Below are 20,227 nucleotides of genomic sequence, written 5' to 3'. Positions count from 1 at the left end.
CCGTCATGCGGTCAGGCGTGCAGTGACTGCCGGTGGCTCCTATAACCCCGCTCCGGTGAGAGCGGAGCGCCGCGGTGTTACTCCTGATAGATGCGCCACTGTGCGTCCTGTGTTTCGCGGTCGACCATCGCTTCGGTCTTTTCGCGACTCAGCGAATCGATGAGCGAGAGGGCCTCTCGAGCCCACATTACGAACGCTCCCGCGAGCGTGTGTCGCACGGCGTCCGGGTCCGTGGGTGCGTAAATGTAGACCTGACCGCCCTCCGTGAGGAGTCGGCGGTGTTTATCGACCACACCGAGATCGGCGAGGTGATTGAGATGGCGGGAGACGACGCTCCGATCGTACTCGACCTGCTCGGCCAGTTCCGAAACGGTCTGTTCGCCACCCTCCATGACGCAGAGACAGATGTCCAGTTCGGTTTCGGACATCCCGAAGACCGACCGCATCACTTCGTCGAGTTCCGGCTGGCTGACGCCGACAGCCGTGTCGGTCGCCCGCTCCATCGGCCGATCGCAACAGACGATCTCGCCCTGACCGAAGCCGAGGTTGCCACAGGAGGGACACTCGAACGTCTCGGCTGTGGACGGCGGAGTTCCCATACGATCTGTATTCGAGACGCGGTCTCATAAGTATCGGCGAGGACGACTCGAGAGACACGTCCCGGTCTCGGGAGCGCGCTAACTGGGATCGGTGGGGCTCGAATGACGGAGCGAGCGGTGCCCGCACGGTGGCGGGCCAAGGGTCGGCACCTCCGTCGTGGGAAGCCGCGTTCCGCGACCGCGCGAATTATTAGCAGGAAGCATGTCGGTAGCCGACATGGACCGCATTTCGCTCGGCAACGAGGAGTTCGAGGGTCGAAACAACGCCTACGTGCTCGCCGACGACGACGCGGACGCACTCGCACTCGTGGATACCGGACTCGCAACCGATCCCGTTCGTCGGGACCTCCGTGACGGTCTCGCCGAGCGCGGCTACGACATCGCGGATGTCGACGACATCGTGCTTACGCACTTCCACGCCGACCACGCCGGACTGGCCGGCGAGATCCAGGCCGAAAGCGACGCGACGGTCTACGTCCACGAAGCCGACGCTCCGCTGGTCGCCCAGCAATCCGCCGCGGTCGCGGCGGTCGAGGACCGCCGCCGGGACCGACTCGAGGAGTGGGGCGTGCCCGAGGACGCACGAGCGGAATTCCTCGCTTTTCTCGAGGCGGCGGAGATAGAGGGCCAGCCGGTCGATCCGACGCCGATCGCGGACGGCGATGTGCTCACGGTTGGCGGACGTACCCTCGAGACGATTCACACACCAGGCCACGCGGCCGGCCTGTGCTGTTTCGAACTCGACGGCGGTGACGAGGCGTTCGTCGGCGACGCGGTCCTCCCGGTGTACACGCCGAACGTCGGCGGGGCGGACGTCCGGGTCGACCATCCCCTCGAGAAGTATAGGGCTGCCCTCACGCGACTCGCCGACCGCGACTACGAGCGAGTCTGGCCCGGCCACCGCGATTCGATCTCGGAGCCGACCGATCGCGCACTGACGATCCTCGAGCACCACCGCGAGCGAACCGAAACCGTCCTCGAGTTCCTGTCGGCGAACGGACCGGCCGATGCCTGGACGGTCAGCACCCACCTGTTTGGTGACCTCGAGGGCATTCACATCGTCCACGGCCCCGGAGAGGCGTTCGCACATCTCGATCACCTCCGCCACGAGGGGTGTCTCGCGTACGAAGACGGCGAGTACCGGCTCCGGGACGGGGCGATCGATCTCGAGGATGTCGTCCCATCAGTCCGTACCCATCGCGGCGGGAGCGATGGCCGATGACCGGGTAGTCACGGACAACAGTACAGTCGTGTATAGTTGCCAAGTGACTTGCTAACTTCCCTCATCTTTATTATGGCAGGATCGAAAGGGGTGGGTGAGAATCGGTAACTTAGTGATAGATAATGTCTAACGACGATAATAATAGTCTCAAATCGGGCAGAACTGGTAACGGAACCGTGGGACGGCGGCGATTCCTGGGGGCTGCAGGGGCCGGTACGATGGCAACGGCGTTCGCCGGGTGCCTCGGTGGCGGCGGGAGCGACGGGCTCACTATCGGTCATCTCGCGCCGATGAGTAACCCGCTCGGAATCGGGTCCAAACGGACGGTGGACATGGCCGTCGAGGAACTCAACGAGGATGGCGGTTTCAACGGTGAACAGGCCACCGTCATCACGAAGGACACGCGGACGGACTCGAGCGAAGCACAGAGCGTGACGGAGGAACTCATCCAGCAGGAAGACGTTGACCTCTTGATCGGAACGTTCAACTCCGAGACGACGCAGTCGATTCTGGATCTCACGGCGGAGTTCGATGTTCCCCTCATGATCACTGGATCGGCCGCCCCGAGTCTCGTTACCGACTACGCCGGTTCCGACTACGACACGTACAAGAACGTTTTCCGTATCGGGCCGATCAATTCCGATTTTCAGGCCGAGTCGATCGCCGACTACTGTGCATACCTCAACGACAAACACGATTGGGAGCGGGTCGCGTTCCTCCGCGATCAGGCCGAGTGGACGGAGCCGTTCGGCGAACGGATTCCGGGGTTGCTTTCGGAGCGCGATCTAGAGATCGTGTATCAGGATGCCCTGTCGATCGAAGGAACCGACTTCGGGCCGGTGATGAGCGACGTCAACGAATCGGACGCGGACTTCGTCCTGCGGTTCTTCGCACACATCGACGGCGGAGATATGCTCACGCGGTGGCACGAAGGGCAGTACGAGTTCGGCATCGAGGGCGTGCACGTTTCCGGAATGCTGCCGTCGTACAACGAACTCTACGAAGGCGCGGCGACATACGAAACGACGGCACAGTCCGGTGCCGCAGGTGTGACGCCCATTACGGAGCGGACGCAGCCGTTCGTCGAGGCGTATTCCAGTCGATACCAGGACGCGGACGAGGCTCCGATCCGAGCCCCGATGTACATGGGATTCAACACGTACGACGGCATCCACGTCTTCAAGGCGGCAATCGACTCCCTCGAGACGACGGACACGCGGAACAATCTCGACGACTTCGTCGCCGAGATGCTCGAGGTCGATGTCACCGGCGTCGCCGGACAACTCAGTTTCTACGGGCCCGATTCCGACTACCCGCACGACGTTCGCGAGGAGCGCAGAGCGGACGGGACGATCACGAACTACCCCGTGACCCAGTGGGTCGGCCCGGAGGAAAGCGAGTGCGTCTACCCCGACGAGCACCGGACTGCGGAGCACCAACTGCCGTCGTGGATGCAGTGAGCGATGCTCGGGGACATCGCCACGCTGGTGTTACAAGGAACGATGATCAGTGCCGTCTACGCGTTGATCGCGATCGGATTCACCATGATCTTCGGCGTCGGCGGGACGTTGAACCTCGCTCACGGCGCGCTGATCATGTCCGGTGCCTACGTCTTCGGCGTCCTCGCACAGAGTATCCATTCGGCCGTCGCGTTCCCAGTCACCATCGTCGTGATCGCGCTCCTTTCGTGGGGGCTCTATCAGATTCTCGTCCGCTGGGTCGAGGAAAACGTCGTCATCACGTTTCTGGCGACGGTCATCGTCGCGGTCGCGGCGACGGAAGTCATCCTCATTCGCTTCGGTAGCTCGCCGCTTGGCATGACGCTCGTCAGTGGAGCCGTAAACCTCGAGCCCTACGGGATCAACGCGCGGCCCCGTATCGTTCAGTTCGTCGGGTTCGTCATCTCGTGGATCGCGATCGGGCTGCTGTGGTACTATATCACGAAGACCGACGACGGCCGGTCGATCCTCGCGGCCTCGATGAGCGAGCGGGGGGCGCAGTTGACCGGCGTCGACCTTCACTCGGTCCGGTCGAAGACGTGGCTCATCGCCGGCGCACTCGCCGGTACCGCGGGTATCATCCTCGGCTCGACGGGCGGGGCGACGCCGCTCATGTGGCTCAACCCGCTCGCGCTGGCGTTTATGATCGTCGTCATCGGCGGTATCGGGTCGATCAAGGGGTCCGTCGTCGCGGCGTACGTCATCGGATTCCTCGAACAGTTCACGGTCACGTTCGTCGGGCACGGGTTCCGAGGCATCCTCTCGCTCGTCGTGCTCGTTGCCTTCCTGCTGTTCATGCCGCAGGGACTCTACGGGAGGGAGTTCGCCCATGATTAGTACGATACTACTCCTCGGAACGGTCTGCTCGACGGTAACGGGTCGACTCGGTCGCGTCGCCGGAACGCTACGGCGACAGGTTCTGTGGCCGATCGGTCGAACGCTCGAGCGGCTGCTGGCACCGATCGACCGGGTCCTCGGTCCGGTTGCAGACGGGTACAACCGATCGCTGGGGCCGTACTTCGGCGAGATGTCGGGACTGCAGTTCGGCGTGATCGCGGTCAGCGTCGCCGGACTCCTCACCGCGGGCACCTGGGCTCCGATGGTCGGCCCGCTCCTCGGCGGCGGCCTTCTGCGAACGCTGGCGCTGGCCAGTATCTGGGCCATCTTCGCGATGAGTTGGGACATCCAGAGCGGATACACCGGCTACATCAGCTTCGGCCACTCCGCGCTGTCCGGCGCGGCCGGCTACACGACGGCCCTCCTGATCGTACACGTCGATCCGACGCTGTCGATCTGGATCACGGGATCGGTGTCGGTGCTGGCCGCGCTCGTGGTCGGGCTGTTGATCGCGCTGCCTACGCTTCGGCTCGAGGGGCCGTACTTCTCGCTGATCACGTTCGTCGCCGTGCTCCTGTTTTACAGGCTGACGACGGCGTTCAGTTCGCTCGGGGGCATTCCCGGGTTCGGCCAGCCGGACGTCTTCACCTGGGACCCGATGGTGCGATACTACTACATGGCGATTCCGATGCTGCTCATCGCGCTCGCATTGACGTTCATGGCCCGGTCGAACCTCGGAATGATCCTGATCGCGATCCGCGAAAACGAACCGGCGGTGTCCGCCGCGGGACTCAATCCGACGAAGTTCAAGCTCTGGTCGTTCGTGCTCAGTTCGGTGCCGATGGGGATCGGCGGCGTCCTCCTGGTCGGCTTTACCGGGAACGTCGACCCGAGTACGTTCGTCGTCGTCGACAACAGCATCGAGATGATCGCGATCGCCGTTATCGGTGGCATGAGCTCGATCCTCGGGCCGCTCGGCGGCGCGTTCCTCTTCGAGGTTCTCAACCACCAGGTCCTCCACGGCTATTCGACGCCGGTCAGGTATCTCTTCTTGTGGCTAATCGTCCTGTTCGTGCTCGTGTTCGCACGCGACGGGCTGTTCAGGGCGATCTGGCACCGTCTCGGTGCCGTTCGAGGTGAGTCCGAATGAGCGTTCTGGAAGTCGACAACCTCACGAAAACGTTCGGTGGACTGGTCGCCGTCGACGACTTCTCGCTCGAAGTCGACGAGGGCGAAATCGTCGGACTGATCGGCCCGAACGGGTCGGGGAAGTCGACGGTGTTCAACTGCATCATGGGGCTGTACGACGTGACTGACGGCGAGATACGGTTCAACGGCGAGGACATCACGTCGGATTCGACCCACCAAATCGTCACCAAGGGACTCTCGCGGGTCTCACAGGAGTCGAATCCGATCGACCTGTACTCCGTGAGCGAGAACATCAGGCTGTTCACGCTCCCGAACAGTATCCGCTCGCTCCACGGCGGCGCGAGCGACGAGGAGATCCGCGAGTACGCCGCACGCATCGATATCGAAGACAAACTCCACGAGATGCCGAGCGAACTCCCGCACGCGGACGTTCGACGGCTCGAGATCGCCAAATCGCTGGCGACCGAGCCCGAACTCATGCTGCTCGACGAACCGTTCGCCGGGATGAACCAGGCCGAAATCGGGGCACTCGCCGCCCAGATCGAACGCTTCCGCGAGGACGGGATGACGATGGTCGTCGTCGACCACAACATGGGCGGGCTGATGGAACTCGTCGACCGCGTCGTCGTCCTCAACAACGGCGACTTCCTCGCCGCGGGAACGCCCGCGGAGATCGCCGACAACGATGCGGTCCAGGAGGCATACCTCGCCGGGGAGGGACTCTGATGACCGAACCGATACTCGAGATCGACGATCTCGACGTCTACTACGGCAAGTCACACGCATTGACGGGCGTCTCGCTGTCGATCGGCGAGGGAGAGATCTACGGCGTGATCGGGCCAAACGGGGCCGGAAAGACGACCATGCTCAACGCTATCGCCGGGTTCGTCGACTACGACGGCACCATCCGCTACGACGGGGCCGATCTCGCCGCCGTCAGCCCACAGCGGATCGTCAGGGACGGTCTGGTCTACTGTACCGAGAATCGGGACCTGTTCCCGTACTTCTCGGTCCACGAGAACCTACTGATGGGCGCTCAGTTCCGCGACGACCGCGACGGCGTCCGAGCGGATCTCGACATGGTCTACGAGTTGTTCCCGCGGCTGGACGAGCGCCGCGAGCAGGAGGCCGAGACCATGAGCGGCGGCGAACAGCAGATGCTCGCCGTCGGCCGGGCGCTGATGAGCGACCCCGACGTGTTGATGCTCGACGAACCGACGCTCGGCCTCGCACCGGTCATCATCCAGGACATCGGCGCGGCCCTCGAGACGCTGCAGGCACAAACGGGACTGACGATCCTGCTCGCGGAACAGAACGCGACGTTCGCGCTGAACCACGCCGATCGACTCTCGCTGATCGAAACCGGCGAGATCGAACTGTCGGGGACCCACGGGGAGTTCCACGACAACGAGTACGTCCGCGAAGCGTACGTCGGCGTCCACTGACGGTGCTTTCCCGGCCCGTTTCCGACGCGTCCGCCGGCAGTAGATGCCACTCTCGAGGGGCGATCGGTCGGACTGCCGTCGACGCGCCTGCATTGTTGGGTCGACCATTTTATTCGCCGCCGGCCGGATGGTCACCCATGCGCTCGACTCCGCAGGTCGTCGTCGCCGGTGGCGGACTCGCCGGACTGGTCGCCGCGCGCCACCTCGCCGCCGGCGGCGTGGACGTGGCGCTGGTAGAACGCCGAGAGACAGTCGGGGGGCGCGTCCGCACCCGCGAGCGCGACGGCTATCGATTCGACCGCGGCTTTCAGGTGCTCTTTACCGCCTATCCGGCGGTCCGGACGGAACTCGATCTCGAGGCGCTGGACCTCCGGCGGTTCGCCCCGGGTGCCACCGTCGCCGGTCCGACCGGGCGATCGACGCTGGCGGACCCGCTTCGGGAGCCCGGAACGATCCCATCGACGCTGGCCAGTCCGTACGTCTCCGCCGGCGACGCGCTCCGGGTCGCCCGGCTCTGGTGGGAACTCCGGCGGACGGAGCCGGACGCCCTGTTCGCCGGCGACGACGAGCGAATCGACGCGTTCCTCCGCGACCGCGGCTTCTCAGAGGCGTTCATCGAGGGTTTCATCGCGCCGTTCTACGGGGGGATCACGCTCGACCGATCGCTCGCGACGTCGAGACGCGTCTTCGAGTACACCTTCCGGACGCTTGCGGCCGGCGAGACGGTGGTCCCGGCGACCGGTATGGAAGCGATCCCAACCCAACTCGCCACCCGCGTTCGCGAGGCCGGCGGCACGATCAGAACGGGCGTCGAGGTCGAGTCGGTCACAGCGACCGACGCCGACTCGAGCGGTGCCGAGCGCGTGGACGGTCGTGTCATGCTCGAGACCGACGGCGGATCGATCGACGCCGACGCGGTCGTCGTCGCGACGGACCCGCCGACCGCTCGCGACCTCACCGGCGTTCCGTCGATCCCGACCGACGGGCGGGGGTGTGTCACCCAATACTACGCGCTGCCGGCCGAGGTCGACCTCGAGACCGGCCGGCGACTCCTGTTGAACGCGACCGATCGGGGGCCGAACCACGTCGTCCCACACAGCGCGGTCGCGCCCGAGTACGCCCCCGACGGGGCGACGCTGCTCAGCGCGACCTACCTCGACGAGCAGTTCGAGGGCACCGGGTCCTCGACCGGGAGCGACGCCGACCGCGGCCCGGACGCGTCGGACGCCGCCCTCGTCGAGCGGACGCGACGCGCCCTCGAGTCGTGGTATCCTGACCGACGGTTCGCCGCGCTCGAGGCGCTCCACACCGAGCGCGTCCCGTTCGCGCAGTTCGACCAGCCGCCGGGGATTTACGACCGGCTGCCTGACGTTCGCGCGCCCGCCGGGCCGGTCTATCTCGCCGGCGACTACACGCAGTGGTCGTCGATTCAGGGCGCGATGGAGAGCGGTCGGCAGGCAGCCAAAGCCGTGCTCGACGATCTGTCGCGGTGACCGCACTCTCGTCCGAGTCGGTCGGCGACCGGGAACCGCGGCGTCCCGGTGTCGCCGCCGCGCCGAGACGTGCTTCGGCCGACGACAGCCATCGGCGAGCGGGAAACTACTAACTTCGCCTCGTCCCGTCCCCTCGGGAGACGAACGGAACCGACATGGCAATGGACGACTTTCTCGAAGGGACGACGCTGACCGGGCGACAAGCGGCGATCATATTCTTCGCGTTCCTCATCTTGATCATCACCGCCGCGGTCTTGCTGCTCACGTTCAGCGATTTCTTCAAAAATTTGGTGGCGGCCGCCGACTCGAACGCCGGTCGCGTCGGCGCGCTGTCGCTCGTGATCGTGCCGTCGGCCAGTGAACTCGAGAGTCGCTGCCATCGAACGTCGTCCACCTGGTGGGAGGGTCCCTCGACAGTCACAGTACCCGTCGTAGCTCCCCCAACGGCGGGAACCACAGGACATCGCCGCTCGAGTCGTCCCTGACCGCGGGGTGAAACGCGTCGGCGGACTGGACCAGCGGCGTCTGGAAATCCACGCCGGACATCCCGTTGACCGTCGCCCCGGCGGCGAGGCGCGTAAACGCCGGCAGGACGAGGACGTCCGCGTCTTCGTCACACGCCGGCCCGTAGAGGAAACACGGCAGTTTCCGGCCCTCGATCGACAGCGCCGGATGGTCGTGGCCGACGACGTAGCGGTCGGCCGTCGCGTCGGGGCGCTCGTGGCCGTGGCAGACGACCGTGTCACCGTCGGCTAGCCGGTACTCCCCGACGGTCGTGCCCGAAAACACGTCCTCGAGCAGCGTGTCGTGGTTGCCGGGCGTAACGATCAGCTCGGCACCGGCCGCCTCGACGGTTGCGACGAGTCGCTCGAGGTCGCGCTCGACGCCCCGCGGAAGCCGCGAAAACGAGTGTAACAGGTCGCCAGCGACCACGACGGTGGCGGGTTCGGTCTCCGCGAGGAGTCCTCGAAGCCGCTCGACGACATCGCGTCCGTCATCGATCGGTGCCTCGACGCTCGAGGCGGCCGCCTTGCCGAGGTGGATGTCGGCGACGACGAGCGTCTCGGCCGCGGGAACGAACACGGCGCGGTCGTGGATCGTGAACGGGATGTCGACGGCCGTGTGGTCAGTCATCGTCGGAGTCGGAGCCGGACGCGGCGTCGGAGTCGACCGCCGACCGCTGGTCGGACCGGGACGTCTCCGCACCGCCGCCGGGGTGTCCTTCCTCGCCGAGCGCGGCCGCGAGATCGTACTCGGAGCCGGTCAGCACGAAGAGGACATCCTCGAGTGGCTCGAGGACTTCGGGGAGGATGCGAACGACGAGGTAGGTAATGCCCAGCAGAGCGCCGATCGACAGCGTTTGGGCGATGAAGTTGTGGGCGACGAGATAGGACGTGCGACTCACGGGAGCACCCATCAAGTCGCTCGCGATGTAGACGAACACGTCCTGCTGAAACCAGCCCCACGGCGAGGCCAGCCCGATAAAGACGTTCCGGGAGAGGTTGAGGATCCAGATGACGCCGATCGCGCTCGTGAAGGCAATTGCTTTCCGCTTGAGCGGTGCGTTGACCGCGGCGATGAGGCCGCCGAAGATGGCCATGCTACCGATCCCGGTACAGGCCATGATGATGTAGGTCGTCCGCCCGGTGACCGTCTTTTCGGGGTCGAAGTCGAACTTGCTCATGTACCCGTCCGCACCTTCGGTCAGTCCGGGGCTGTGTCCGAGCAACTCCATCCCGAAGTGGGTCTGTGCCGCGGTCGTCTCGATCAACCACGTGCGAACGACGGGGATCGTCTCGGCGGGCAGGTATATCAGTCCCATGAACGCGACGGCCTTCGAGAGCAAGAGCAGCGACTCCCGGCCCGTGACGAGGAGGTAGGCGGTGTAGAGACACAGCGGCAGCGCGGCGAGTGCCAACAGCGTCTCGAGTGGGCTCTGCAGGTGGCCGTAGTAGTACGGCACCAGCATGAGCCAGTAGACGCCGAAGACCGACCAGGCCGCTGCGGCGACGTATCGCGCCGGATCGACGGCACCGGACCACTGCAGCGCCATCGCCGCGACGAAGGTCCCGATCGCGATCCAGGCGACCCAGTCGGAGAGTCCGAGTTGGCCGACGACTGCCGGAATGGGTGACATGGTCCCGGTCGCCACGAAATCGGCGGCCGGCACGGTTGCGGCGGTCGTCGCTGAGAGGGCCGACATACTCACGTGAACCCGACGGACTCTCCCGCTATCAACTTGACGCCTCGGAACGCTCGGGCGGGCGGAGCGTCCGGGCGACCGACCCGCCGACCGCGTACCTTTTTCCGTCGCTCGAGAAAACGCTAGCTACATGGTCGACGTCCTCGATAACAAGCGGGCCGCGACGCGGTTCCGGATTCTCGTCCAGATCGCCGAGCGCCAGCCCGCAGTCAGCCAGGGGGAGATCGCCGGGGAAGTCGGCGTGACGAGCCAGGCCGTCAGCGAGTACATCCGCGAACTCGTCGACGACGGCCTGGTCGAGAAGGAAGGCCGATCGCGCTATCGCGTCACTCGCGAAGGTGTCGACTGGCTCTTCCGGGCAGCCGACGACGTCCGCCGGTTCGCCGACCACGTCACCGGCGACGTGCTCGGCGCGATGAGCGAAGACGCCTACATCGCGACCGCGGACATCGAAGAAGGCGAGACCGTCTCGCTGACGGTCGAAGACGGACTGCTCCACGCCACGCCGGACAGCGACGGTCCCGCGACCGGCATCGCGACGACCGACGCCGAGGCCGGAACCGATGTCGGCGTCACCAGTTTCGAAGGCGTCATGGACCTGGTTCCCGGCTCTGTCACCGTTCTGCAGGTCCCCTCGATCCGCACCGGTGGCAGCCGCGCGATCGACGACGAAACGGTCACCGACGCCTGTGACGGTGCCGATATCGTAGTCGCCGCCGGCGTCGAAGCCATCGTCGCTTGCCGACAGGCGGACGCCGATCCCGACGTCACGTTCGCCGTCGGCGAGGTCGCGGCCGACGCCGCGAACCACGGACTCGAGGTCACCGCCGTGGCCACGACCGACGCCGTCGGCCGCGTCACCGACGCGCTCCGGGACGCCGACATCTCCTACGAAGTGCTCGAAGGCTGAGTCGACCGGCCGTACTCCGGGAGCTACTCGAGACACACGACAGCGAGGGCTCTCGCGGCGCGTCGGCTTTCGAAAAGGGACTCGTGCTCCGCCGTCCGGCGCTGCCGGTCGCTGCCGTCAGCCGATGTATCGCAGATCGTCGTCCGTGGGCACGTCCATCTGCTGTTGTTGCTCCATCTCCTGGATCTTGCCGATGACTTCCTCCATCTCGTCGGCCCGCTCGTCGAGGGACTCGTACGCGAGGTCGAAGCCGAGTACGTCCTCGAGCACTTCCAGCACCGCGCGGGCGCTCTTGGGGTCGACGAGATAGCCGCTGGTCTCGCCCATCAGGCACGTCGCCTCGAAGCCGCGCCGCTCGCCGAGTCCGAGCAGGAGTCCCGAGACGCCGACGATGCCGCCGGCGGGTTCGTCCTCGCGGAACTCGACGCCCGCGTCCTCGAGCGGCTCGAGCAGCGACTCGTCGTTGACGGCTCCGACGACGGCGTACTCGTCGATGAGTTCGCCGGTTGGGACGCCGCCGAGCGCGTACGCTTCGGTCGCACCGAACGCCTCGGCGATGTCGAGGAAGGCGTCGGTCAGCGTGTAGTGGCCCGCGTTGCTCTGTGCCTGATGATCGCCGGTCAGCAGGAGGAGATCGCGGCCCTCGGGAACCTCGACGGCGTGAATCTCAGCGCAGGTCAGTTCCGAGACGCCGTCCTCGACGCTGACCTGCGGCGGGAACTCCCGAGAGTAAAGCCGCCGGACGAGCGTGCTCTCACCCTCGAGTTCCTCGAGTAAGTGCTCGACCGCGAGGGTGCCGACGTGTCCGACACCCGGCAACCCTTCGACGAGGACGGGGTCGTCCAGTTCGACCTCGGCGACTGCGTCGATCTCGAGTTCGTCCATACCGTATCAGCGGCGGCGACGTTTAAGAGCGCGTCGGTACTTCCCGTGTGGGTCGTTCGGATCGAACGGTGCCGGCGCGCTGTTTTCCGCGTCCGCGCCGCAGTCGGGACAGCTATCCGAAAGGGTATACACCGGGCTGTCGTGGGCCTCGCGCCACGCCGAGCACACCCGAATGTCGGATTTCATTACTCGTCGTCGGTCCGGCGCTCGCGATGGTATTCGCCCGTCCCGCCGTGGCCTTCGATCGCCGTGACTGCCCGCTGTGCGCTCTCCTCGAGTTGGGATTCGGCGGTCTTGTAGTTGGGCGCTCGAACCGTAATTCGGTACTCGGGTGCGCCGACGTAGCTCACTTCGAGATCGACTTCCTCGGGCACCTCGCCGTTGCCTTCGGCCGCTTCGAGGGCCTCCCGAATGCCGTCGACGCCGGTCTCGGTCGGATTCTCGAGATCGACGTAGCCGGTGACGTTGACGTACGGTACCGAGACGTTTTCGCGGGCCGTTTCGACGATCGATGCGATTTCGTCGTCGTCGAGATCAGTGTCGTCGAGGGCCTCGTCGCCGTGGATCGCGGCCTGCTTGAACCCTTCGTAGAGCCCACCGTGGATGGCGATCAGTTCGTTGGCGATCGCGGTGTAGTCCTCGTCGGCGATCTCCTCGCCGAAGGCCAGTTCCATCCAATTGTCGGCCTTCTGCTCGTTTTTCCACTCCTGGATCTTGTCGGAGCGCTGGTGGTCGTTGACGTCTTTCAGGGAGAGATCGATCTGCTGGGACCCCTCGTCGACGTCCAGGACCTTGCAGACGACGATCTGGCCCTCACGGACGTGATCGCGGACGTTCTTGATCCAACCGCTCGCGACTTCGGAGATGTGGATCAGACCGCGCTTGTCCTCGTACTCCTCGAGATCGACGAAGACACCGAAGTCCTCGATTTCGTCGATCTTGCCGACGACGAGTTCGCCGGGATCGGGCCAGCCGCTGTACTTCATCGTGACTCGACTGTCTCAACGATCTCGTGTTCGATCTCGGCTTTCCCGCCGGCCGGCCGCACGAGCGTCGTGCCACAGACGGCACAGGCGACCTCCGAGGAGGCCTTGCCGAAGACGGTCTGTTCGTTCTCGCAGTCACCGCATCGAACGCTGTAGAAATTTCCTGCCATTGGAATCACTCCTGGAACTCGAGTCGGCCGGTGCGCCATCCCTCGCGGAGGTGGGCCTTGCCGCATTCGCCGCAGCGGTACTTGAGATCGGTCTTCTTGGTGGGCTTCTCGCCGACCGGCACCTTCGAGAAGCGACCGGAGTTACCGATGCTCGAGGTGCTCCGCCGGGTTCGGCGAGCGTCCCATTTTAGCCCCGAGGAGCGACCGGTTCGGGCCTTCTCGACTTCGTGTTCGTGGTGTTCGTTGCAGTGCGGACAGTACGTATTGAATCGGCGTGGCATCTGCATAGTTATCTCACTTGCCGTGGCCTAAGATAGCGCTGTTTAAAACCCGTTTGGTTCGTCGTCGCTCGTTACTGCCGGCTGTCGTTTCGATCCGGACGGCTACTCCCGGGTCCGAAGCGTTTAATCCGCTCTCCTGTGAACGGCCGTCCATGAAGCAGCTCATCATTCACGGCGATCCCGGAATCCGCAACGGGGCCATCGTTCGGTACGAGGGGGACGAGGGTGACTCCGAGGTGGTCTGTTTCGGGATCAATCGAAACGGGGAGTATCACGGTCCCGATCGGGTCCAGCTCTGGTGTACCGTCGGCAGCGAAGACGAATACGAGGACTACGAGAAACGAAACTTCACGCCCCACTTCCTCGACGTCGACCGCGTCGACGCCGACGACGTCGAAGTCGTCCGAGCGAAGAGCGATCTCGCGGTCTGAGCGTCGTCGCGGCTCGGTCGTCGGCCCGTTCCCCGAGCCGTCTCAGAACGTTTTTCTTCCCTCGGCTGGCATGCGGACGAATGGGTCCCGCGAGTGGCTGCCCGTCTCCCGACCCGTTCGGAACGACGCGTCGCTCGACGACTCCGATCGCGATCCGGGGGACGACGATCGAGCCGCTCGAGAGCGAACACGACGATGAGTGATTCCCTATCAGAGGCCATCCGGACGCGGGTTCGTGCGCTGCTTTCGACGTCGCGGTTTACCCAGTTCGTCGGGGTGGGGACCGTCGGTGCCACCGTCGACACGGTGGTGCTCGTGGCGCTCGTCGAGGCGACGTTTCTCGGACCGGTCGTGGCGAAGATCCTCTCCTGGGAGCTCGGGATTATGATTATCTTCGCCATCAACGAGCGGTGGACGTTCGCGGAGTACGGGCAGGTCGGGTTGGGACCGTTGGTGAGGCGGTTCCTCCGTTCGAACGGCGTCCGGTTCGGCGGGTTTCTGGTGACGCTGGCCGTCCTGCGCGTCCTGGTCCAACAGTTCGATGTCTGGTACGTGGCCGCGAACGTGATCGGGATCGGCGTCGGCTTCTTCGTCAACTATACCTGTGAGAGCCTCTACACCTGGCAGGTTCACCAGGAGTAGCGATAAAAACCCGCATACGGCACCCGAATCACAACCCTTAACTAGTGCACTCGGGTATGATGTGATAGCGGGATGGGATAGCCAGGAGATTCCGGCGGGCTCATAACCCGCAGACCGGTAGTTCAAATCTACCTCCCGCTATGTTTTGGCGCGAACGAATCCGTGACCGTCATCCATAGCACGGCAGTCGTTTGAACCGGGAAGCGGCTTCGCTGTGACCGTGGTTCAAACCGCTCGCGTACTTTTCACGTACTTTTCGGGGAGTCACCGACGAGCACGGCCATGAGTGAGGTGTCCCGGCACCGATGCTCGAGCGAGAAAACCGGGGCCGTCACTCCGTTATTTCGATAGCCGTGCTGTCGACGAGTCCGCGATCGGCCGCGTCGGCCCGCGCGACCCGGACCGCGATCGTGTAGGTGCCGGGATCGACGGGTTCCCACTCGTCGTCGGCGACCTGGATGCGCTGGGGCCACTGCCGTCGGAACGTCTTGCGTTCGCCGCGGGTAAAGGAGAACGCGGCGGGCCGGTCCGGAACCGCACGCGGCAGTTTCGACGCCGCTTGCAGCCCGTCGACGGTCCAGAGCCAGCGGTTCGGCGACTCCGTACGAAGCCGAATCGGGAACGGGAGTCGGTTGCGGAAGGTGACCGTGATGTCGACCGGGTCGCCGGGCTCGTACCGCCGCGCGTCCGTCGACACGCCGATCTCGATCGCCCGGTGGCGCAGCGCCGTCGGCGTGAACGCGTGGCTGAACGCCGCCCAGTCGATCGTCCGCGGCCCGTCTCGCGACTCGTCTTCGTCGGGGGCGAACGGGTCGTCGTTCGTTCGCTCGAGCGCGCGAGACTCGTAAATCCGTCTCATCGCGTAACCTCTCGTCGGTCGGCCGTCCGCGCGGGCCGCTTTCTGCATTCGGTTGGTGCGTCGGTGGTCCGGTTAGTCATCGTCGGGTCCCCGTTGAACATCGCCGGCATTCGTGTCGCTCCCGTCCGACTCGGCGTCGCCCGCGATTCGGTCGTCGAACCGATGGCAGGCGATCGGGTGGTCGGCCGTCCCCGGTTCCAACACCGGCGCGGCCGTCTCGCAGGGCGTCTCGAACGCCGACGCGAGACGCCGTCGCGCTTCGTCGAGGTCGCCGGCCGCGGCGGTCTCGAGCGCGGCCGTCAGAACGGCGTCCGCATCCGGATCGGAGAGCCGATCGGGAATCCCGTAGGCGTCCCGGAGCGCCGCCGCGACGTCCGCGTGAGCATCGGGACGGGAGAGCAATGCCTCGAGTCCGGCGTCGGCGTCCGCTTGTGCAAGACGGGTCCGTAACGACATCACGGCGCGGAACGCGTCGTCCGCGAACTCGTAGGCCGCGGGCGGGACGACTCTCGGACAGCGGGGATGGAACCGACAGCCGGCGGGCGGCTCCGTCGGCGACGGGACCGACCCCTCGAGAACGGTCCGATCGCTTTCCCAGCAGGGATCGGGTTCGGGAATCGCCGACAACAGCGCCGCCGTGTACGGATGGGACGGATCGTCGAAGACGGCCGCCGTCGGTCCGGTTTCGACGATCTCGCCGAGGTACATGACGGCCACGCGGTCGGCCATGTGCTCGACGACCGAGAGATCGTGGGCGATACACAGATACGAGAGGCCGAACTCGTCCTGGAGGTCGGACAGCAGGTTGAGGATGCGGGCCTGGACCGAGACGTCGAGCGCGGAGACCGGCTCGTCGCAGACGACGAGTTCGGGTTCGACCGCGAGCGCGCGGGCGATCCCGATCCGCTGGCGCTGCCCGCCCGAGAATTCGTCGGGATACCGACTCGCGTGGCCGGCCCGCAGCCCGACCGTCTCGAGCAGTTCTCGAACGCGCTCATCGCGGCGGTCGGGGGGAACGATATCGTGGGCCGTGAGGGCTTCAGCGATGCTCTCGCCGATCGTCAGTCGCGGGTCGAGGCTGGCCGTGGGGTTCTGGAAGACGTACTGGATCTCCGTCCGGAGCTCCCGCAGGGCCGATCGCGAGCGGTCCGTCAGTTCGGTGCCGCGGTACGTAACCGAGCCGCCGGTCGGCTCCCGCAGTCCGAGGAGCGTTCGGCCGAGAGTCGTCTTCCCACAGCCGCTCTCGCCGACCAGTCCGAGCGTTTCACCCGCGTAGAGTTCGAGATCGACGCCGTCGACTGCTCGGACCGTCTCGCCGCGGCCGAGCAATCGATCGAGGAACCCGTCCGCGGTGGAGTAGTACGTCTCGAGCCCCGTGGCCCGGAGGAGCGGGGCGTCCTCGGCCGTCGTCACTGCGTCTCACCCCGCCGAGTCCCCGGATTCCGTTCGCGACATGGATCGTCCGCCCCTGTCTCGCTCCCGTCTCGGACCCGAACCTCGTAGTCCAGCCCGGCCTCGAGATCGCCGGTGTACTCGAGGCAGGCAGCGAGGTGTGCGTCGGGGCCGGCGTCGACGGCCGAAGTCCCCGACGCGGCTCCGACGAGCGACGGATTCCGACGGGCACACGCGTCCTCGGCGAAGGGACAGCGCGGATGGAACCGACAGCCCGTCGGCGGGTCGACCAGGCTCGGCATCGTCCCGGGGATCGTCGCGAGGCGATTCCGATCGTCGCCGAGTCGGGGTATCGACGCCAGTAGCCCGGCGGTGTAGGGATGTTTCGGGTCGTAGAACAGGTCCTCGACCGGCGCGCGCTCGACGATCTCGCCGGCGTACTGGACCAGTACCCGATCACAGAGTTCCGCGACGACGCCGAGATCGTGCGTCACGAGCTGAATCGCCGTCTCCGATTCCCGGGCGAGGTCCGCGAGCAGTTCGAGGATGCCGGCCTGTACGGTGACATCGAGTCCCGTCGTCGGTTCGTCACAGATCAGGAGGGCGGGATCACAGGACAGCGCCATCGCGATGACGGCCCGCTGTTGCATGCCGCCGGAGAACTCGTGGGGATAGTCGGAGTATCTCGTTGTCGCGTCCGCGATCCCAACCCGCTCGAGGAGGTCGATCGCCCGCTCGCGGGCCTCGCGATCGGTGACGGGTTCGTGGGCGCGAATCGCTTCGGCGATCTGTTCGCCGACGGTGTAGACCGGATTGAGCGCGGCGTCGGCGTCCTGGAACACCATGGCGATGTCGTTGCCGCGGATCTCCCGGAGGTCGGCGGCCGAGCACTCGCGGAGGTCGCGGCCGTCGAACCGGATCTCCCCGCGGACGATCTCGCCGGGGTCGCGGAGCAGACGGAGGAGCGCCAGGCTGGCGACGCTCTTGCCGGCCCCGCTCTCGCCGACCAGTCCCACCGTCTCGCCCGCGCGGATCTCGTAGCTGATGCCGTCGACGGCACGGACCACGCCATCGTCGGTGTAGAACTGCACGACGAGATCGTCGACCTCGAGCAGCGCCATCAGCGCATCCGCCTCCGGTCGTCGCTCGCGTCCCGGTGGGGATCGAGCGCGTCGTTGACGCCGTCGCCGACGAGGTTGATCGCCAGCACGAACAGGAAGATCGCGATCCCGGGGAAGACGGTGACGTGCCAGTGGCCCTGGAGCAGCGAGTCCCGTCCTCGAGAGAGCATCGCGCCCCACTCGGCGGTGTCGGCTTCCAGGCCAAGCCCGAGAAAGCCAAGCGCCGCCGCCGTGAGAACGACCGTGCCGACGTTGAGCGTCGCCTGGACGACGACGGGCGTGATCGCGTTCGGGACGACGTGGCGACGGATAATCGTTCGGTCGGGGATGCCGAGCGCTCTGGCCGCCGTGACGTACTCCCGTTCGCGGACGGAGAGGACTTCGCCGCGCAACAGCCTGGCGTAGCCGATCCAGCCGGTGACGACCAGCGCAACCACCAGTTTCCAGAAGCCCCGGCCGAGGATCGCGACGGTCCCGATCGCGAGAATCAGGAACGGAAAGGCGTACAGGACGTCGACGAGACGCATGATGATTTCGTCGACCCAGCCACCGAAATAGCCGGCGATCGCGCCGAGGGGAATCCCGACGCCCAACGCCAGCGAGACGGCGACGAGGCCGACGGTCAGGGTGTAGCGGCCGCCGACGAGCACTCGAGAGAACTGATCGCGGCCCGCCCAGTCGGTGCCGAAGGGGTGGTCCCACGACGGCGGCGCGTTCGCCGGGCCGACGAACGGCTGCGCGGGATCGTACGGGGCCAGCGACACGGGCTGGAGCGTAATCGTGTACTCCGCCGTCGAGACCTCGATCGGGCGGGCAAAGACCGCGAGCACCGCCATGACGACGATGATCGTCAGCCCGGCCATCGCCGTCCGATCCCGGCGGAACCGCTGCCACGCCCCGGCGGACCGGGATCCGGGTCCCTCGAGTGCGGTCCCGGACGGGCTACTCGCCGCCGCTGTCGGGTCCGTCCGCGACTGCGTGTCGGCGGTCGGACGATCGGTGCGCCCGGCCGGTGGCTCGGCAGTCGCAGCCAGTGACTCGTCGCCGTCATCGCTCGAGGTCGCGTCGCCGGGCCGATCCGAGTCCGCGTCGTCGAAGCCGACGATGCGAATCCGGCCGCGGTCGGTGGTGGGTTGTCGGTCGCTCATGGTTAGTATCGGATGCGTGGATCGAGTAGCGCGTAGACGATGTCGACGAGCAGGTTCGCGAGGACGATCGAGACGCCGATGAACAGGACGCCGGCCTGAATGACCGGATAGTCCCGCTGGAGGATCGACCGGACGAGGAGTCGTCCCATGCCCGGCCAGGAGAAGATCCGTTCGACCACGACGGCACCGTCGATCAGAAACGCGAGTTGGAGCCCAGTGATCGTTACGACCGGGAGGAGAGCGTTTCGCAGGACGTGTTTCAGGATCACCGTCCGTTCGCGAAGCCCCTTTGCGCGCGCCATCCGAACGTAGGCCGCGTCGAGTTCCGCTAGCATCGACGACCGCAGCAGCCGCGTGACGAAGGCGGCCGAGGCCGTTCCGAGCGTGATCGTCGGCAGGAGCATGAACTTCGCCATCGCGAGGCTCGCCAGCGGCGCGTCCGGCGGGATCACGCGAACCCAGCCGAGTCGCACGCCGAAGATCAACAGGAGGACGAGTCCGAGCCAGAAGTTCGGCGTCGCGATCCCGGCAAGCGCGGCGAGCCGACTGAGCTCGTCCGCCGGCCCGCCGCGCCGGACTGCGGCGACGATACCGGTGGGAACGCCGATCGCGAGCGCGAGCAGCCACGCCGCCCCGCCGAGGGCGAGCGTCGCGGGCAGCCGGCGGCCGACCGTCGCCGCGACGTTCCGACCGGTGATCGGCGACTCGCCGAACTCGAGGACCAGCACGTTCCGCAGCCACAGCAGGTACTGTTCCCATATCGGCCGGTCGAGGTGGTATTCGGCCCGAATCGAGGCCTCAGTGGCGGGGCTGACGCTCCGGAACCCGACGAGCGCATCCATCGGGTCGCCCGGGAGCGCGTGGATGAACGAGAACGTCAGCGCGGTGACGCCGAGCAGGACTGGAACCGCGACCGAAATCCGCGTGAGGACGTAACGTCCGAGCGACATTGATG

Annotated in this window: 25 protein-coding genes and 1 tRNA gene; 12 read left to right on the top strand and 14 right to left on the bottom strand. The window is 66.0% G+C overall.

Going from position 1 to position 20,227, the window contains the following annotated elements; genetic code table 11:
* Positions 1-77: 77 nt before the first annotated feature.
* Complete coding sequence (locus tag FGF80_RS14270; protein WP_138654755.1) at positions 78-599, bottom strand: ArsR family transcriptional regulator; 522 nt, start codon at positions 597-599, stop codon at positions 78-80.
* Positions 600-816: 217 nt separating this feature from the next.
* On the opposite strand from FGF80_RS14270, the gene FGF80_RS14265 reads away from it, so the two are divergent.
* The 7 genes from FGF80_RS14265 to FGF80_RS14235 all read left to right on the top strand — a co-directional run bounded on the left by FGF80_RS14265 (position 817) and on the right by FGF80_RS14235 (position 8,244).
* Positions 817-1,821, top strand: coding sequence for an MBL fold metallo-hydrolase (locus FGF80_RS14265; protein ID WP_138654753.1), 1,005 nt, complete (start codon positions 817-819; stop codon positions 1,819-1,821).
* A gap of 218 nt (positions 1,822-2,039) precedes the next feature.
* Positions 2,040-3,281 carry an ABC transporter substrate-binding protein gene (locus tag FGF80_RS14260; RefSeq protein WP_138654751.1) on the top strand — a complete coding sequence of 414 codons (1,242 nt, stop codon included), beginning with the start codon at positions 2,040-2,042 and terminating at the stop codon, positions 3,279-3,281.
* A gap of 3 nt (positions 3,282-3,284) precedes the next feature.
* Positions 3,285-4,157, top strand: coding sequence for a branched-chain amino acid ABC transporter permease (locus FGF80_RS14255; protein ID WP_138654749.1), 873 nt, complete (start codon positions 3,285-3,287; stop codon positions 4,155-4,157).
* The gene (locus tag FGF80_RS14250; RefSeq protein WP_138654747.1) at positions 4,150-5,307 is read left to right on the top strand and encodes a branched-chain amino acid ABC transporter permease; all 1,158 of its coding nucleotides are present in this window, start codon (positions 4,150-4,152) and stop codon (positions 5,305-5,307) included. Before FGF80_RS14255 ends, FGF80_RS14250 begins: the two co-directional genes overlap by 8 nt.
* The gene (locus FGF80_RS14245; protein ID WP_006186284.1) at positions 5,304-6,032 is read left to right on the top strand and encodes an ABC transporter ATP-binding protein; all 729 of its coding nucleotides are present in this window, start codon (positions 5,304-5,306) and stop codon (positions 6,030-6,032) included. Before FGF80_RS14250 ends, FGF80_RS14245 begins: the two co-directional genes overlap by 4 nt.
* The gene (locus FGF80_RS14240) at positions 6,032-6,751 is read left to right on the top strand and encodes an ABC transporter ATP-binding protein (RefSeq protein WP_138654745.1); all 720 of its coding nucleotides are present in this window, start codon (positions 6,032-6,034) and stop codon (positions 6,749-6,751) included. The genes FGF80_RS14245 and FGF80_RS14240 overlap by 1 nt, the downstream gene beginning before the upstream one ends.
* A gap of 137 nt (positions 6,752-6,888) precedes the next feature.
* Entirely contained in the window at positions 6,889-8,244 is a 1,356-nt protein-coding gene (locus FGF80_RS14235) for an NAD(P)/FAD-dependent oxidoreductase (RefSeq protein ID WP_138654743.1), read from the top strand.
* Positions 8,245-8,353: 109 nt separating this feature from the next.
* Here FGF80_RS14235 and FGF80_RS19285 read toward each other — a convergent pair whose 3' ends face one another.
* Genes FGF80_RS19285 through artA form a run of 3 tightly spaced genes read right to left on the bottom strand, consistent with a single transcriptional unit; the run spans position 8,354 to position 10,447 of the window.
* Positions 8,354-8,665 (bottom strand): hypothetical protein, encoded by a 312-nt coding sequence (locus FGF80_RS19285; RefSeq protein WP_162471317.1) that lies wholly within the window; start codon positions 8,663-8,665, stop codon positions 8,354-8,356.
* Complete coding sequence (locus tag FGF80_RS14225; RefSeq protein ID WP_138654741.1) at positions 8,662-9,378, bottom strand: metallophosphoesterase; 717 nt, start codon at positions 9,376-9,378, stop codon at positions 8,662-8,664. Before FGF80_RS14225 ends, FGF80_RS19285 begins: the two co-directional genes overlap by 4 nt.
* Positions 9,371-10,447, bottom strand: coding sequence for an archaeosortase A (gene artA, locus FGF80_RS14220; RefSeq protein WP_138654739.1), 1,077 nt, complete (start codon positions 10,445-10,447; stop codon positions 9,371-9,373). Before artA ends, FGF80_RS14225 begins: the two co-directional genes overlap by 8 nt.
* 130 nt (positions 10,448-10,577) lie before the next feature.
* On the opposite strand from artA, the gene FGF80_RS14215 reads away from it, so the two are divergent.
* Complete coding sequence (locus tag FGF80_RS14215; protein ID WP_006186277.1) at positions 10,578-11,357, top strand: DUF7839 domain-containing protein; 780 nt, start codon at positions 10,578-10,580, stop codon at positions 11,355-11,357.
* 117 nt (positions 11,358-11,474) lie between these two features.
* Here FGF80_RS14215 and FGF80_RS14210 read toward each other — a convergent pair whose 3' ends face one another.
* Genes FGF80_RS14210 through FGF80_RS14190 form a run of 5 tightly spaced genes read right to left on the bottom strand, consistent with a single transcriptional unit; the run spans position 11,475 to position 13,685 of the window.
* Positions 11,475-12,242, bottom strand: a complete 768-nt coding sequence (locus FGF80_RS14210; RefSeq protein WP_006186276.1) for a proteasome assembly chaperone family protein — start codon at positions 12,240-12,242, stop codon at positions 11,475-11,477.
* Between the two features lie 6 nt (positions 12,243-12,248).
* Positions 12,249-12,428, bottom strand: coding sequence for an RNA-protein complex protein Nop10 (locus FGF80_RS14205; RefSeq protein ID WP_006186275.1), 180 nt, complete (start codon positions 12,426-12,428; stop codon positions 12,249-12,251).
* On the bottom strand, positions 12,428-13,228 hold the full coding sequence (locus FGF80_RS14200; RefSeq protein WP_006186274.1) for a translation initiation factor IF-2 subunit alpha: 801 nt from the start codon (positions 13,226-13,228) through the stop codon (positions 12,428-12,430). Before FGF80_RS14200 ends, FGF80_RS14205 begins: the two co-directional genes overlap by 1 nt.
* Complete coding sequence (locus tag FGF80_RS14195; RefSeq protein WP_006186273.1) at positions 13,225-13,398, bottom strand: 30S ribosomal protein S27e; 174 nt, start codon at positions 13,396-13,398, stop codon at positions 13,225-13,227. Before FGF80_RS14195 ends, FGF80_RS14200 begins: the two co-directional genes overlap by 4 nt.
* A gap of 5 nt (positions 13,399-13,403) precedes the next feature.
* Complete coding sequence (locus tag FGF80_RS14190; RefSeq protein ID WP_006186272.1) at positions 13,404-13,685, bottom strand: 50S ribosomal protein L44e; 282 nt, start codon at positions 13,683-13,685, stop codon at positions 13,404-13,406.
* 146 nt (positions 13,686-13,831) lie between these two features.
* On the opposite strand from FGF80_RS14190, the gene FGF80_RS14185 reads away from it, so the two are divergent.
* The 4 genes from FGF80_RS14185 to FGF80_RS14175 all read left to right on the top strand — a co-directional run bounded on the left by FGF80_RS14185 (position 13,832) and on the right by FGF80_RS14175 (position 14,893).
* Positions 13,832-14,110 carry an HAH_0734 family protein gene (locus FGF80_RS14185; protein ID WP_007107822.1) on the top strand — a complete coding sequence of 93 codons (279 nt, stop codon included), beginning with the start codon at positions 13,832-13,834 and terminating at the stop codon, positions 14,108-14,110.
* Between the two features lie 80 nt (positions 14,111-14,190).
* Entirely contained in the window at positions 14,191-14,313 is a 123-nt protein-coding gene (locus FGF80_RS19800) for a hypothetical protein (RefSeq protein WP_269150330.1), read from the top strand.
* Complete coding sequence (locus FGF80_RS14180) at positions 14,306-14,752, top strand: GtrA family protein (protein WP_006186270.1); 447 nt, start codon at positions 14,306-14,308, stop codon at positions 14,750-14,752. The genes FGF80_RS19800 and FGF80_RS14180 overlap by 8 nt, the downstream gene beginning before the upstream one ends.
* Positions 14,753-14,818: 66 nt before the next feature.
* Positions 14,819-14,893: transfer RNA gene (locus FGF80_RS14175), tRNA-Met, on the top strand.
* Between the two features lie 190 nt (positions 14,894-15,083).
* Here FGF80_RS14175 and FGF80_RS14170 read toward each other — a convergent pair.
* The 5 genes from FGF80_RS14170 to FGF80_RS14150 form a co-directional block, all read right to left on the bottom strand.
* Complete coding sequence (locus FGF80_RS14170; RefSeq protein WP_138654737.1) at positions 15,084-15,611, bottom strand: hypothetical protein; 528 nt, start codon at positions 15,609-15,611, stop codon at positions 15,084-15,086.
* Between the two features lie 72 nt (positions 15,612-15,683).
* Positions 15,684-17,024, bottom strand: a complete 1,341-nt coding sequence (locus FGF80_RS14165; RefSeq protein ID WP_138654735.1) for an ABC transporter ATP-binding protein — start codon at positions 17,022-17,024, stop codon at positions 15,684-15,686.
* Entirely contained in the window at positions 17,021-18,124 is a 1,104-nt protein-coding gene (locus FGF80_RS14160; protein WP_138654733.1) for an ABC transporter ATP-binding protein, read from the bottom strand. The genes FGF80_RS14165 and FGF80_RS14160 overlap by 4 nt, the downstream gene beginning before the upstream one ends.
* Entirely contained in the window at positions 18,124-19,272 is a 1,149-nt protein-coding gene (locus FGF80_RS14155; protein WP_138654731.1) for an ABC transporter permease, read from the bottom strand. The genes FGF80_RS14160 and FGF80_RS14155 overlap by 1 nt, the downstream gene beginning before the upstream one ends.
* A 2-nt stretch (positions 19,273-19,274) precedes the next feature.
* On the bottom strand, positions 19,275-20,222 hold the full coding sequence (locus FGF80_RS14150) for an ABC transporter permease (protein ID WP_138654729.1): 948 nt from the start codon (positions 20,220-20,222) through the stop codon (positions 19,275-19,277).
* Positions 20,223-20,227 lie beyond the last annotated feature (5 nt).

The organism is Natrinema pallidum, assembly GCF_005890195.1.
Classification (GTDB): Archaea; Halobacteriota; Halobacteria; order Halobacteriales; family Natrialbaceae; genus Natrinema; species Natrinema pallidum.
Note: the sequence above shows the minus strand (reverse complement) of the source record. Positions and strands in the feature narration are given on the sequence as shown.